Below are 12,820 nucleotides of genomic sequence, written 5' to 3'. Positions count from 1 at the left end.
GTTTGATATCATTAATACTTTTAGGAGGCCTACAATGAAACTTGCCAAGTGGAAAGAAACAGGGATAGGGCTGCTGGGCCGGGGGGCACTGGCTGTGTTGCTTGCAGCAGGCAGCCTGCTGATTCCGGCAGACATTACCCGCGCCGATTCCGCCGGGTCCATCCGGGTTGCACTGTATGCCGATATTGGCAGCAAATATAAGTCTACTGTACCTCTGGTTACCCTGCAGTCTGAGCAGAGCTTCAGTCTCCTTCCGGCTGCCGGCGGGGCCCCTCTATTGTCGGTTCCGGCCCAGAACAGAATCCGTGTCAGTCTGGACGGATACCGGGTGAAGGTGCTGGAGACGCCAAGCTGGCAGACGGCTGCTGATGCAGCCAAGAAGCTGCAGGCTACATCCGACAAACCTCAGCTATTCATGGCTGCCAGAGGAGGTTCCAAGGTATATCAGCTCTATACCGGAGGTTATACCAGTGAGAATGCAGCCAGGAATGGCCTGAATTCCGTCTTGAAAGCCGGTCTGGCAATTCCCGAGGGGCAGACTCCTGTGGTGGCCGGAACCAAACATCTGTCGGCGGGCTCCTATGCCACTTTGGAGGAAGCCCAAGCGGTGGTCGGCAGCCTTACCACTGCCGGGCTGGATGCCTGGCCGGTATTCGTATCCGGTGAGGGCGGCAGTGCCCGTACGGAAGTATGGGTAGGCGAGGCCTCCAGTGACAGCGAGCTTGCTGCAGTCTCTGCTTCGGCAGCCGCGCAGCTTCCTCAGCTTGCTCTGACCCCTGTGTCTCCCGGCGCACCCGGATTAATTATCCGTATGGATGCAGGGCTTGATTTCAGCAGTGAAGTCCAGGCCTTTCATTATCTGTTATCCGGAAGTAACGCCAAGTTTATAGCGTCCGGCAATGAGAAGGGGATCATGCTTACCGAGAGATCGAAACGGATCTACCGCGGCGATCTGGAGCTTGGCAATCTGAACGGTTCATTGTCTGTCATTAACGTGGTTCCAATGGAACAATATCTCTATGCGGTAGTGGGGGGAGAAGTCTCATCCGGCTGGCCGGAAGAGGCGCTCAAGGCCCAGGCAGTAGCCGCACGCAGCTACGCGTTGTCCCAGGGCAACCGCTTCGATGTTGCGAACGTGGTTGATACAACGCTAAGCCAGGTCTACAACGGAATCGGTGCTGAAGCCCCCACAATCATCAAGGCAGTCGATGCTACGGCAGGTGAAGTGGTGATGAGCGGGGGCAAGGTCGTTGAAGCTGTATTCTCCTCGAACAGCGGCGGCGTCACAGCCGATCCGTCTGAGGTATGGAACAGCGGCGGCAGCAGTACCTTTGTGAGTGTGGCCAGCCCCGAGGATAATGCGGCAGCTGGTTCATCCAAGAAGTGGTATTACCTGCTGCTGGACAGCGGTGTCTCCGGCTACGCCCGTGAAGATAATATCAAGCTGACCGGGGACAAGACGGCTGCCGGGCTACCGGTTGCTACAGCTACGACCAAGGATGTGAATATCCGGCCACTGCCTGTCGTTGAGAGCAGTGTTCCAGCTTCAGGCAAGCTGAATCCCGGCCAGAATGCCGTTGTGCTGAATCAGGTCTATGAATCCGGCAGCTACAGCTGGATCAAGGGTCCCTATTCTTCAGCCGAGCTGCTGAAGAGCCTGGCCGGCAAAACCAGCGGTACCCTGCCCTCCTCCATAACCAGTCTTCAGGTGACCCGGCGCGGGCCATCGGGAAGAGCGGTGGAGGTCAAGGCGAACGGGCAGGTTCTGCAGGTGAAGTACCCGGATTTGTTCCGCTCCTCCTTCGGCGGATTACCGAGTACTTTGTTTGATATTGTACCTGCCGGAAGTTATACTGTACTAGGCGCTGACGGCTCTACAGCCGACATTGGCAGCTCCACATCAGCAGGAGTCTTGTCCGCCTCGGGCCAAGTGACTGCGGGCGGCAGCGGCACGGTTGTGATGGGTGCGGATCAGACGTCCAGAGTCTTAACCGGCAGTCCGGGATTCTATTTCATCGGCTGGGGTTACGGGCACGGACTCGGCATGTCCCAATGGGGCGTGAAGGGGATGGCGGACAAAGGGTATGATTATAAGCAAATATTGCAACACTATTTCAGTAACGTTACTATCATTAAGAATTAAGGAATGAAGACTCTATCATGAATGTAGATCATTACGATTTCAATTTGCCGGAGGAGCTGATTGCCCAGACTCCGCTGGCTGACCGCAGTTCATCCAGGCTGCTGTTTGTGAACAAGGAGAGCGGCCAGCTGGACCACGGGCATTTCACAGATATATTGGGGCAATTCCGCCCCGGAGATACGCTGGTGCTGAATGATACACGGGTCATTCCCGCCAGACTGTTCGGTGTCAAGGAAGATACCGGAGCGAAGGCAGAGGTCCTGCTGCTGAAGAATCTCGAAGGGGACCGCTGGGAAGCACTGGTGAAGCCCGGCAAGAAGCTGAAGACCGGAGCGGTTATCATCTTCAGTGAAGAGCTTCGCGCAGTTATCGAAGAAGAAGCCGATATGGGCGGCCGGACGCTCCGCTTCATCTATCAGGGAATCTTCCAGGAGATTCTGGACAGGCTCGGCTCGATGCCTCTCCCTCCGTACATTAAGGAAACTCTGGATGACCGTGAACGGTATCAGACGGTGTATGCCCGGCATGAAGGCTCGGCTGCCGCGCCGACAGCAGGACTACATTTCACTAATGAGCTGCTGGAACAGATTGCAGCCATCGGTGTGAATATCGCTTATATTACACTCCATGTGGGTCTTGGCACCTTCCGCCCGATGTCAGTCGAGACGGTGGAAGAGCATGTAATGCATGCGGAGTATTTCGAGTTATCCCAGGCAACGGCGGATTTGCTGAATGAGGCCAGAGCAAGGGGCGGAAGAATAATCGCTGTAGGAACAACCTCCTGCCGGACCCTTGAGACCGTAGGCAGACAATGCCAGGGCGGTCCGATTGAGGCATGCAGCGGCTGGACGGATATTTTTATCTATCCGGGTTATGAATTCACTGTCGTCAATGCATTGATTACCAATTTCCATCTGCCCAAGTCAACCTTGGTCATGCTTGTGAGCGCTTTGGCTGGCCGGGAGCTGATTCTCGCCGCCTATGAAGAAGCGATTAAGCAGCGGTACCGGTTCTTCAGCTTCGGCGATGCAATGTTCATTTATTAAGCAAGAGGAAGGGTTAAACTAATGGCAGCAATCACTTACGAACACATTAAGACCTGTAAGCAATCCGGAGCACGGCTCGGCAGAGTCCACACTCCGCACGGAATTATTGACACACCAACCTTCATGCCGGTGGGCACGCAAGCTACCGTCAAGACCATGAGTCCGGAAGAGCTTAAGCAAATGGAGGCACAGATCATTCTGAGCAATACCTACCATTTGTTCCTTCGTCCGGGCCATGAGATCATAGGTGAGGCGGGCGGCCTGCACAAGTTCATGAATTGGGACCGTCCCATCCTGACCGACAGCGGAGGGTTCCAGGTATTCTCGCTGAGCGACATGCGCAAGATCACCGAAGAAGGGGTTCATTTCCGCTCCCATTTGAACGGCGACAAGAAGTTTTTGTCTCCGGAAGTGGCGATGGAGATCCAGAACGCTCTCGGTTCCGATATTATGATGGCCTTCGACGAATGTCCGCCTTATCCGGCAGAATATGAGTATGTCCGCAAATCCCTCGAACGCACCACCCGCTGGGCCGAACGGTGCCTTAAGAGCCATGCCCGTCCGAACGATCAGGGGCTGTTCGCTATCGTACAGGGAGGCATGCACGAGGATCTCCGCCGCCAGAGCGCGGCTGATTTGACTTCCATGGATTTCCCGGGGTATGCTATTGGAGGGCTCAGCGTCGGAGAGTCCAAGCAGCTTATGTATGAAGTGCTGGATTATACGGTTCCGCTGCTGCCGCAAGGGAAACCGCGCTATTTGATGGGCGTAGGTTCACCGGATGCACTGCTGGAAGGGTCAATCCGCGGAATAGACATGTTCGACTGCGTACTGCCTACCCGTATTGCCCGTAATGGAACAACGATGACCAGTCAGGGAAGACTCGTAGTGCGCAATGCGCAGTATGCCCGTGATTTCGGGCCGCTAGATCCGGAGTGTAACTGCTACACCTGCCGGAATTATTCCCGTGCTTATCTGCGTCATCTGATCAAGGCCGACGAGACCTTCGGTTTACGGCTGACAACGTACCATAACTTACACTTCCTGCTGGAATTGATGCGTAAAGTGCGTGAAGCCATCATGGAAGACCGGCTGCTTGATTTTCGCGATGAGTTTTTTGCACAATACGGATTATATGATAATCTAAAAGGCTTCTAAACGGTTCTGAGTGGAGTGTTCATGTTTATTCTTGAAAGGGGGGAAATAAGATGTCACAGTTTTATATGGCAGCAGGTACAGGCGGCGGAGGCAGCATATTGGGTCTGGTAGGTCCGTTTGTACTTATGTTTGTTGTGTTCTACTTCCTGCTGATTCGTCCGCAGCAGAAGAAGACCAAGGCACGCAACGGAATGCTCAAAGCTCTGAAAAAAGGCGATAAGGTAGTTACCATCGGCGGTCTTCACGGAACCATCATGGAGATTTCGGATGACATCGTTATCTTGCGGGTTAACGATGTGACCCGGTTGACCTTTGACCGGGGTTCGATCAGTCATGCAGTAGTGGAAGTAGAGGACAAGATGTAAGATCTGATCTCTGCACCAAATTACATAAAACCGGCGTTTTCTCCTTGGAGAAAACGCCGGTTTTTTTATCCTTCTATCCAGGACGGCGTAGCCGTTTCTACTTGGAAATATATAGATTGAACTTGAAAATATACAGAGAGGGAAAAGTGGCGGAGGAGAATTTTGGCACACGGCCATCCCATAACAGAAAACTTAAAAGTTCAATCTATATAGAAGGTTTTCATTTAGCGTGAATTGGTTACCCGGCCCCGGACTCTCAGATTCTCTTCGCCGCTGCGCAGTGTAAGTCTGGCAAGCGGTACGGCAATCGCTGTGGACACGACAGCCAGTAAGGTACCCCCGAGCATATCCGTCAGCCAGTGAATCCCGAGATAGAAGATCCCGAATACGATGGCCACAGCGGAGACTGTAGTAATGACCATCCAGCGGCGGTTGCCGGAACGGAAGGCCAGGAGGGCCATGGATACAGAGATTGCCGTATGCAGGCTAGGGAAGCAGTTATTCAGCCCGGACAGCGGGCGGTACTCCTGTTCAAACTTTGGAAAAACATCCAGCATGGTGAACCTTACCCCTGCGGGCACATAGGACCATACTTCGTTTACCGGGAAATACAGATAGAATGGGATTGCAATAGCGTAAGTTAAGATAATAGTGTAACAGGTCGCATAGAGGATTACGCGGTTCTTTTCCAGTAGATAGATACCAAGTGAGGCCGCCAGCACGGCTTGAAGCATGAAAATATAGAAGAAGACAATGATTGGAGTCAGCCAAGGTGCATAGAACAGCTCTTGAACCATACGGACAAAATGCCCTTCAAGGCCGAACACAAAACCTGTATAGTCTGCGGTCAGGCGCATCTTCTCTTCGATCTGCAGCTCATATTTATTCAGGGCAAGAATGCCGAACATTCCTATAATAATGAGCGCGAATTTATAAGAGCGCAGCAGCTCTCTCCCGATTTCGACTAAGGCCATCAGTGGATTGCGCCGGGCGCCGATCCAGATTAGTATCACAACAATGGCAACGGTATATACAACTACTAAATTCATGGACTGGTAAAGCAAAGCATTCGAAGCCTCCTTGATAAATCGTTCATATGAAGTCAGACATACGTAGTGTACCATATTTTCAAGGTTAGGTTTCAATTTTTAGGAATTATATTAATTAGGATTTTTGTAAATTAACCCCAAACATTCCCCCAAGTGCGCTTATGCCCGCAGCCGCCAGAACCCAGAGGAAATCCATTCCTGCAGGGGAACTGTCAAGAGCCAGAAATCCGATCAGCAGCACCGCCAAACCGTAGAACAGACCCGTCAGCGCCCCTTGGTACCAGCCTTTGCGGAGAGCCCGGCTGCCTGCGGTCAATCCTCCAAAAGCGGCAGCAACACCGTGTACAATATAGGTGTACATAGTGAGATCCTGTTCCTGGAGTCCGCTGCCCCAGAGCAGGAGGGAAAGGATGAACGCACCCAGCATCATCCACAGGAACGAGCGGATTAAACCCGACAATACAGGACTTGATATTTTCCATGAGAATAGACGCCTGATCAGAGACATGGTAAGACCTCCTAAAAAGTTTGTTAACCGGATACTAATTATTGTATGGGGGGGCTTGCCCCAATAGTACAAGAATGGCCGACATGAATTTTACCAGTAATTAATCAGCAGATTTCCGCATGTTCCCTCGGCCGGCAGGCCAGAATAGGTGTACATTAATCCGCCCGCAGGGTGACAGACCTCCCGGGTGAGAAGCGGAAGGGGAGCTAAGAGAATATGTTGTTCCAGCATATTACTGCCCACATCTTTCTGACCGTGCTGATGTATATCTTCATTTTCCTGAGTATGCGGATCATGGGTAAACGCGAAATCGGCAAGCTGTCGGTGTTTGATCTCACGATTTCCATTATGATTGCCGAGATCGCTGTGTTTGTAATTGAAGATATCGAACGGCCCATCTATGACGGGCTTGTTCCAATGGCGATCCTGGTGCTGATTCAGGTGATCGTCGCCCAGCTCAGTCTGAAGAGCCGGAAGATGCGCCTGCTGATGGACGGCAGGCCCAGTATCCTGATCTCGGACGGCAAGCTGCACCGGGGCGAGATGCGCAAGCAGCGGTATAACATTGATGACCTGCTGCTGCAGCTCCGCGGGCAGAACATTGTCAGCCCGGCAGATGTGGAGTTTGCGATCCTGGAGACAAGCGGGCAGTTAACGGTGATCGAGAAGAATAAGAGTGTGACCTCGTCCAATCAGTCCGGCAACAGCAGCTCAGGGGCAGAGCGCAAAGAGCAGAACGGAGAAAGCCAGAAGAATTCAAAGGAAACACAATCATCCGGCGATTCTGCTTCCGTGAAACTGCCGAAGCATAAGATCCGTTATGAAGGCCTGCCGATTCCGCTGATTATGGACGGGAAGGTGCAGGACAGCAATCTGGAGATGATCGGCAAGAACAGGTTCTGGCTTAGAACCCAGATTCGTCAGAAGGGTGTCTCCGATTTCCGTGATGTCTTTCTGTGCTCAGTCGATCATAAGGGGCAGCTCTATATTGACCCGATTAAGCCCAGATAAGGCCGCAAGACCTAACTGCGCCAGCGTCTGAAGAAGGGCACACGCTCCAGGTCACGCCTGGAGATCAGGCCGGATAACAGGCAGATACTAAGATAGATCGCCATCCCGGAGGCAGCAGCGGCCAGGAATTGTATCCACTGGGATGACGAGACGGGTACAGAGGTATAGACGTATGACATCCCGGCAGCCATGATGATTGTGGCCGCTGTGATTTTGAGCAGGTCGGACCATTTCAGGGACAATGCAGTTAACCGGATCACACTATATCCATGCAGAAGTGTAACGAGCAGGCTGTTAACCATAATGGCGATAATGGCTCCCAGGATTCCGTATTCGGGCCGGGAGGCCAGCAGGAGAATCAGCAGGATTTTGATAACCGCCCCTATCAGCGTATTGATAAGTGCCTTCCCCGGCCGGTCCATCGCCTGAAGAGCAGCCTGCAGCGGAGCCTGGACGTAGAGGAAGACAGCGAACGGGGCCATCATCCGCAGCATAGGTGCCGTATCCGCTGCGTTGCCATACATGAGCGTACATAACGGTACGGCAAGAATATACATAACGGCAGCAAACGGGGCACCGGTTACCATGGCGAGCCGCAGTGCCTGATGCATTCTTTTATGAATCGTGGGCAGATCATTGCGTGCGGCTGCCTCGGACAAGGAAGGGACAAGGGAAACGGCCAGCGAAGAGCTGAGTACACCCGGCAGGAGCAGCAGTGGGATCACCATTCCCTGCAATGAACCATATTGCGCAGTTGCGGCTGCGGTGGCGATTCCGGCCAGTGCGAGGCTGCGTACAGTAATAATAGACTCCAGGAGATAGGAGAATGAGCCGATCAGGCGTCCGGCTGTTACCGGTACCGAAATGCCTATTAGCCGTCTTAGGACAGGTGCTGTTGTCTGCGCAGGATCGCTTCCGGCACTCCCTTGCATATCCTGAATAGTCATATCAGCGGCAGAGGGGAGCTCAGACCTGTCTTTTTTGTCGTTCAAATAATATTGCCCCAGCAGAGCCAGCATTCCGGCAATCTCTCCTACCGTTACGCCGAGCATTGCACCGGCAGCCGCAAAGGCGATTCCCTTCGGCAGCAGCAGCCAGGAGAACCACAGCATGAAGAAGATCCGGATGACCGACTCCAGCACGGAGGAGAACGCCGATGGAATCATATTCTGCCTGCCTTGGAAGTACCCCCGGTAGATAGACGAAACAGCAACGATTGCGATCATGGGGGTCATGCTGACAAAGGTATAATAGACACGCCGGTCCGTCAGAAGAACATTGGAGACCCAGGAGGCGCTGAACAGGGCCACAAAGGTGAACAGAACCCCCAGCGACAGACTGAGGACAAGGCCCGTATGCAGGATTTTGCGCGATTGCTCCGGACGGTTCTCCCCCTCGGCTTCAGCGACCAGCTTGGCAATCGCCAGGGGGATGCCGCCGGTAATGACTGTGATCAGCACAATGAAAAACGGGTATCCAAGCTGATACAGCCCCACCCCTTCGGCGCCGATAATCCGTGGCAGGGCAATCCGGGGGATGAAGCCAAGCATCCGGTTAATGATCCCGGCGAATAGCAGGATGATCGTTCCTTGTATAAAACTCTGTTTCCTCAAAGGGCACTCCTTCTTCCCGCAAATGAAATGAAACTGCCAGTGAACTTTCGTGATCCCGAGGTAGGCTTGTATAAGGATATGCGGGTACAGGCCTACTCCATGACAAGCATTCCATAGCAGACAAGTTTTTTGACTGTAAGCAGGAAAGTATGACCGGCAGGTCGAATATCTACCCTGAACATGCGTAATTGAGGATTCTTTGGAGGTGCCCACACGTGGAATCGGAACAATGGAGATACGACGAGCTTAGTGAAGAGATCGAAGCCATGTGCATCAGCAAAGCGGAGGAATTCCGGCTCCTCGGCTATGAATATGTGACCGGCAAGGATATTTGGGACTGTATCAGCCGTAATTATGCCAAGGAAGGAAGACCTCCCCTGCATAAACTGGTCAATGATATTTATTCGCTCAAATCGGGGAGTTATATGACTTATCTGACACTGGCAGCCTACCGGGGATTGAATTAATAGACTAATTTGTCCAAAAGGAACGATTTTCTTTTGCAAACAGGTACAGGAAGCAGTAAAGTAAGTAAGGTAAGTTTGGACTTGTCCTATCTAACGGAGGTCTCTGGCCTACAGCAGAACCGGCCGTTTCTTTGTGTGAATCCGGCACCGTCATTCCTTCTGAATTGACGGTCATTTCGCACGTAGCTATAATAGGAATATTGAGTAATGAAAGGGGAACTAGCTAGAGCATGAAGAGAATGTTGAGCTTTATCATTACTGTGGTCGTTCTAACCGGCGCCATGGTATTTACAACTCCCGGGCTGCTGGACAGAGTCCGTCTGGGTCTTGACCTCAAGGGCGGATTTGAAATTCTGTACCACGCAGAGCCAATGGATACGGGAGGAACCCTGACCCGTGCTTCGCTGCAAAAAACAGCAGAGAGTCTGGAAAAGCGGGCGAATGCACTCGGAACAAGCGAGCCTGAGGTGACAACCGAAGGTACGGACCGGATCCGTCTGAAGATTGCTGGTGTTACCGATGAGGCAGAGGTCCGCAAGAAAATGAAAGAACCCGCAGTTCTGACCTTCCGCAGTGCTAAGGAAGGGGATAAGCCCGGAGTGTACAGCAAGATTGAACTCGTGGGCAGTGACTTTGTAGAGGGCGCTGCAGAGGTTCAACGCGATAATCTGAACCGTCCTGAGATCAGTATCTCCATTAAAAACAAGGAGAAATTCGCGGAAATTACCGAGCGCCTGCTGGGTAAAGAGCTCGCTATTTATCTCGATGAGAACTTGTTATCTTCGCCCCCAACAGTAAGACAAGTCCTCACAGATGGTAAAGCTTCGATCTCCGGGGGATATACACTAGATGAAGCCCGTGAGATTGCCGATACGATTAACCTCGGTGCATTGCCGCTGAAGCTTACGGAGAAATATTCCCAGAGCGTAGGGGCAACACTTGGCAAGCAGTCCTTGAATGATACCGTCAGAGCAGGTATTGTCGGTTCCGTGATTATTTTGCTCTTCATGTTGTTCATGTACCGTCTTCCGGGCGTACTGGCCAGCTTCGCGCTGATCCTGCACACGTGGCTGCTGATTCTGGTGTTTGTTCTGGCTGACTTTACGCTGACCCTTCCCGGTATCGCCGCGTTCATTCTCGGTATAGGGATGGCTGTCGATGCCAATATCATAACCAATGAACGGATCAGGGAAGAAATCCGCAGCGGGAAGGGCATTATGTCCTCCGTCAAAGCAGGGAACAAGACCTCCTTCCGTACGGTTATGGATGCGAATGTAACCACTATTATCGTGGCGGCTGTCATGTTCGCCTTCGGTACAGGTGCGGTAAAAGGCTTCGCGCTGATTCTGATCGTGGAAATTGTACTTAGTATTGTAACAAACCTTTATTTTGCCCACTGGCTGCTGACAGTGCTGGTTAAAGCCGGCGCGCTCAAGAAGCCGAAGCAATTTGGGGTAAAGGAGAGTGACATCAGTGCGCTTTAAGAAAGAGCTGGATTTCGTACATTTAAGCAAATTCTTCTATATCTTCTCGATAGCCCTTACGGTGGCGGGTCTGATCTTTCTGGCAACCTTCGGCCTGAATTACAGCGTAGATTTCAAGGCCGGGTCCAACGTGGACGTAGCCCTTTCCAAGAGTATCACACTGGATCAGCTGAAGCCGGCTTTGAATGAAGCAGGCATTGGAGATGATCCCACTATTACCGTTGGTGATAAGCGGGTTAATATCCGCTATGATCAAGAGCTGAGTGATACGCAAAGTGAAAGCCTCAAGAAGTCAATCAACAAGATTGATGAGAAGGCATCCTTTGAGATCAACACCGTGGATACCGAAATGGCTAAGGAACTGGCCCGCAATGCGATCTATTCGGTGCTGCTCGCCAGTATCGGGATTATTATTTATGTAAGTATCCGTTTTGAATGGCGTTTTGCGCTGGCATCCATTGTGGCGCTGCTCCATGATGCCTTTATGGTTGTAGCGATCTTCTCCATCTTCCGTCTGGAGGTGGACATAACCTTCATTGTCGCGGTGCTGACCATTATCGGTTACTCGATTAACGATACTATCGTTATCTTTGACCGGATCCGTGAGAATCTGCGCTTCGGCAAACAGAAGTCGTATGAGGATCTTAAGGAGCTGGTCAACAAGAGTGTGGCGCAGACGCTCATGCGTTCGCTATATACAGCATTCACTGTATTTATTGCCGCGTTCTTCCTGCTGATCATGGGCGGCGAGTCGATCAAGATGTTCTCGCTTGCCATGGTTATCGGTCTGCTCTTCGGAGCCTATTCATCCATCTTTATCGCAAGCCCGCTCTGGCTGCTCCTGAAGAAACGCCAGAAGCCGGCGGTGAAGACCCCGGCCAAAGTCTAACACCCGGTTGTCCTTCAAGCCGCGTCAGTAGCGACGCGGCTTTTCGGAATCTTCGGATCAGGAAGTCACGCCGATTTCATCATCATGAGATTACCTGCTAGTGGTAAGGAGGGCCTCGTTATGAATGACAAACAATTACCCCCAAGAGAAACCGTTGTCTGGACCGGAATACTTAGTGATACTCTACTGGCTGTAGCCAAAGGCAGTATCGGTTATCTGTCGGGCAGCAAGGCATTGATGGGGGATGCCATCTATTCTGGAGCAGATGCCGCTGCCAAGCTGGCAGGGGTGATTCCGTGGAACCGGAAGCAGAGTCACAAGGCTGCAGGCTCAGCAGTACGCAGCCGGTCTGCGCAAGGAAGCAAGGAGCCGATGGCGGCTATTCTATTCTCTGTGCTGATTCTTATGGGCGGGCTGCAGGTGGCCTTCTCGGCGATCCGCGATTTGACCCGGGGACATTTGTCGGCACCGGGGCAGTCAGCGCTTGCCGCTGTCCTGCTGTGCATTGTGTTCAAAGAGGCTGTGTTTCAATATCAATACCGTTATCACAAAAAAAAGGGCGACGGCAGTCATGCCGCCTATGCTGATAGCCACCGGTTCAGCCTATATACGTCTATAACTGTCTTCATCGGGATTGCCCTGGCGATGACGGGAGGATACCTGAACTGGCATCCTCTGCTGTATATGGACCCTATCGCAGCCCTGCTCGCCGGTTGTCTGATTCTCCGCAAAGGCTATTCATTAATTACTTCCTCGGTGTACAAAAGAATACAGGAGCTTCCTTCCGAGGAAGCGGCCAGCTTCATTGAGACGGTTCAGCGTGTGCATGGAGTCATCCGTGTCGAGCAGCTAAGCGCACTGGAGGAAGGCAGTTATGTGAATCTTCACGTGAAGATCAGTGTGAACCCGCGGATCAGCGTGATGGAAGCCCAGGATATTTCGGAATGTGCCCGGAAGCTGCTGCAGCACCGGTTCGTTCATGTTGGTGAGGTTCATATGGATGTTGTGCCGTATGATCCGGGTTACCCTTATAAAAGCAATCATGAGCTCGTGGACAACGATATTCCCACGCTGCTTCAGTAGTCTG

12 protein-coding genes are annotated in these 12,820 nt (G+C 52.2%); 9 read left to right on the top strand and 3 right to left on the bottom strand.

The genetic code is table 11. The annotated features are described in order from the left end of the window. Positions 1-34 precede the first annotated feature (34 nt). Genes KDC22_RS25810 through yajC form a run of 4 tightly spaced genes read left to right on the top strand, consistent with a single transcriptional unit; the run spans position 35 to position 4,712 of the window. Positions 35-2,143 (top strand): SpoIID/LytB domain-containing protein, encoded by a 2,109-nt coding sequence (locus KDC22_RS25810; protein ID WP_211720824.1) that lies wholly within the window; start codon positions 35-37, stop codon positions 2,141-2,143. 17 nt (positions 2,144-2,160) lie between these two features. After that, positions 2,161-3,189, top strand: coding sequence for a tRNA preQ1(34) S-adenosylmethionine ribosyltransferase-isomerase QueA (queA, locus tag KDC22_RS25805; RefSeq protein WP_211720823.1), 1,029 nt, complete (start codon positions 2,161-2,163; stop codon positions 3,187-3,189). Positions 3,190-3,210: 21 nt separating this feature from the next. Continuing rightward, positions 3,211-4,347, top strand: coding sequence for a tRNA guanosine(34) transglycosylase Tgt (tgt, locus tag KDC22_RS25800; protein ID WP_173128688.1), 1,137 nt, complete (start codon positions 3,211-3,213; stop codon positions 4,345-4,347). Positions 4,348-4,397: 50 nt separating this feature from the next. Next, positions 4,398-4,712: a preprotein translocase subunit YajC gene (gene yajC, locus KDC22_RS25795; protein ID WP_036732365.1), complete on the top strand. Its 315-nt coding sequence runs from the start codon at positions 4,398-4,400 to the stop codon at positions 4,710-4,712. Positions 4,713-4,936: 224 nt separating this feature from the next. Here the strand turns inward: yajC and KDC22_RS25790 are convergent, their stop codons facing one another. After that, positions 4,937-5,761 (bottom strand): phosphatase PAP2 family protein, encoded by an 825-nt coding sequence (locus tag KDC22_RS25790; RefSeq protein WP_211720822.1) that lies wholly within the window; start codon positions 5,759-5,761, stop codon positions 4,937-4,939. A gap of 115 nt (positions 5,762-5,876) precedes the next feature. Next, a complete protein-coding gene (locus KDC22_RS25785; protein ID WP_173128683.1) occupies positions 5,877-6,269 on the bottom strand; it encodes a TIGR04086 family membrane protein in 393 nt (130 codons plus the stop codon). A gap of 219 nt (positions 6,270-6,488) precedes the next feature. Between KDC22_RS25785 and KDC22_RS25780 the strand changes: the two genes are divergently transcribed. Further along, positions 6,489-7,280, top strand: a complete 792-nt coding sequence (locus KDC22_RS25780; protein WP_425517076.1) for a YetF domain-containing protein — start codon at positions 6,489-6,491, stop codon at positions 7,278-7,280. 11 nt (positions 7,281-7,291) lie between these two features. Here KDC22_RS25780 and spoVB read toward each other — a convergent pair whose 3' ends face one another. Then, positions 7,292-8,893, bottom strand: a complete 1,602-nt coding sequence (gene spoVB, locus KDC22_RS25775) for a stage V sporulation protein B (protein ID WP_211720821.1) — start codon at positions 8,891-8,893, stop codon at positions 7,292-7,294. A 215-nt stretch (positions 8,894-9,108) separates the two neighbouring features. On the opposite strand from spoVB, the gene KDC22_RS25770 reads away from it, so the two are divergent. The 4 genes from KDC22_RS25770 to KDC22_RS25755 all read left to right on the top strand — a co-directional run bounded on the left by KDC22_RS25770 (position 9,109) and on the right by KDC22_RS25755 (position 12,816). Beyond that, the gene (locus tag KDC22_RS25770) at positions 9,109-9,360 is read left to right on the top strand and encodes a post-transcriptional regulator (protein ID WP_173128675.1); all 252 of its coding nucleotides are present in this window, start codon (positions 9,109-9,111) and stop codon (positions 9,358-9,360) included. Positions 9,361-9,590: 230 nt separating this feature from the next. After that, the gene (secD, locus tag KDC22_RS25765) at positions 9,591-10,844 is read left to right on the top strand and encodes a protein translocase subunit SecD (RefSeq protein WP_173128672.1); all 1,254 of its coding nucleotides are present in this window, start codon (positions 9,591-9,593) and stop codon (positions 10,842-10,844) included. Further along, on the top strand, positions 10,834-11,733 hold the full coding sequence (gene secF, locus KDC22_RS25760; protein WP_173128669.1) for a protein translocase subunit SecF: 900 nt from the start codon (positions 10,834-10,836) through the stop codon (positions 11,731-11,733). Before secD ends, secF begins: the two co-directional genes overlap by 11 nt. Before the next feature lie 120 nt (positions 11,734-11,853). Continuing rightward, positions 11,854-12,816: a cation diffusion facilitator family transporter gene (locus KDC22_RS25755; protein ID WP_173128666.1), complete on the top strand. Its 963-nt coding sequence runs from the start codon at positions 11,854-11,856 to the stop codon at positions 12,814-12,816. Positions 12,817-12,820: the final 4 nt, after the last annotated feature.

The organism is Paenibacillus tritici (genome assembly GCF_018207515.1).
Classification (GTDB): Bacteria; Bacillota; Bacilli; order Paenibacillales; family Paenibacillaceae; genus Paenibacillus_AQ; species Paenibacillus_AQ tritici.
Note: the sequence above shows the minus strand (reverse complement) of the source record. Positions and strands in the feature narration are given on the sequence as shown.

Coding starts and splice junctions, on each gene's coding strand:
- KDC22_RS25810 (WP_211720824.1), top strand. CDS start 35: ATGAAACTTGCCAAGTGGAAAGAAACAGGGATAGGGCTGCTGGGCCGG.
- queA (WP_211720823.1), top strand. CDS start 2,161: ATGAATGTAGATCATTACGATTTCAATTTGCCGGAGGAGCTGATTGCC.
- tgt (WP_173128688.1), top strand. CDS start 3,211: ATGGCAGCAATCACTTACGAACACATTAAGACCTGTAAGCAATCCGGA.
- yajC (WP_036732365.1), top strand. CDS start 4,398: ATGTCACAGTTTTATATGGCAGCAGGTACAGGCGGCGGAGGCAGCATA.
- KDC22_RS25790 (WP_211720822.1), bottom strand. CDS start 5,761: ATGAATTTAGTAGTTGTATATACCGTTGCCATTGTTGTGATACTAATC.
- KDC22_RS25785 (WP_173128683.1), bottom strand. CDS start 6,269: ATGTCTCTGATCAGGCGTCTATTCTCATGGAAAATATCAAGTCCTGTA.
- secD (WP_173128672.1), top strand. CDS start 9,591: ATGAAGAGAATGTTGAGCTTTATCATTACTGTGGTCGTTCTAACCGGC.
- KDC22_RS25755 (WP_173128666.1), top strand. CDS start 11,854: ATGAATGACAAACAATTACCCCCAAGAGAAACCGTTGTCTGGACCGGA.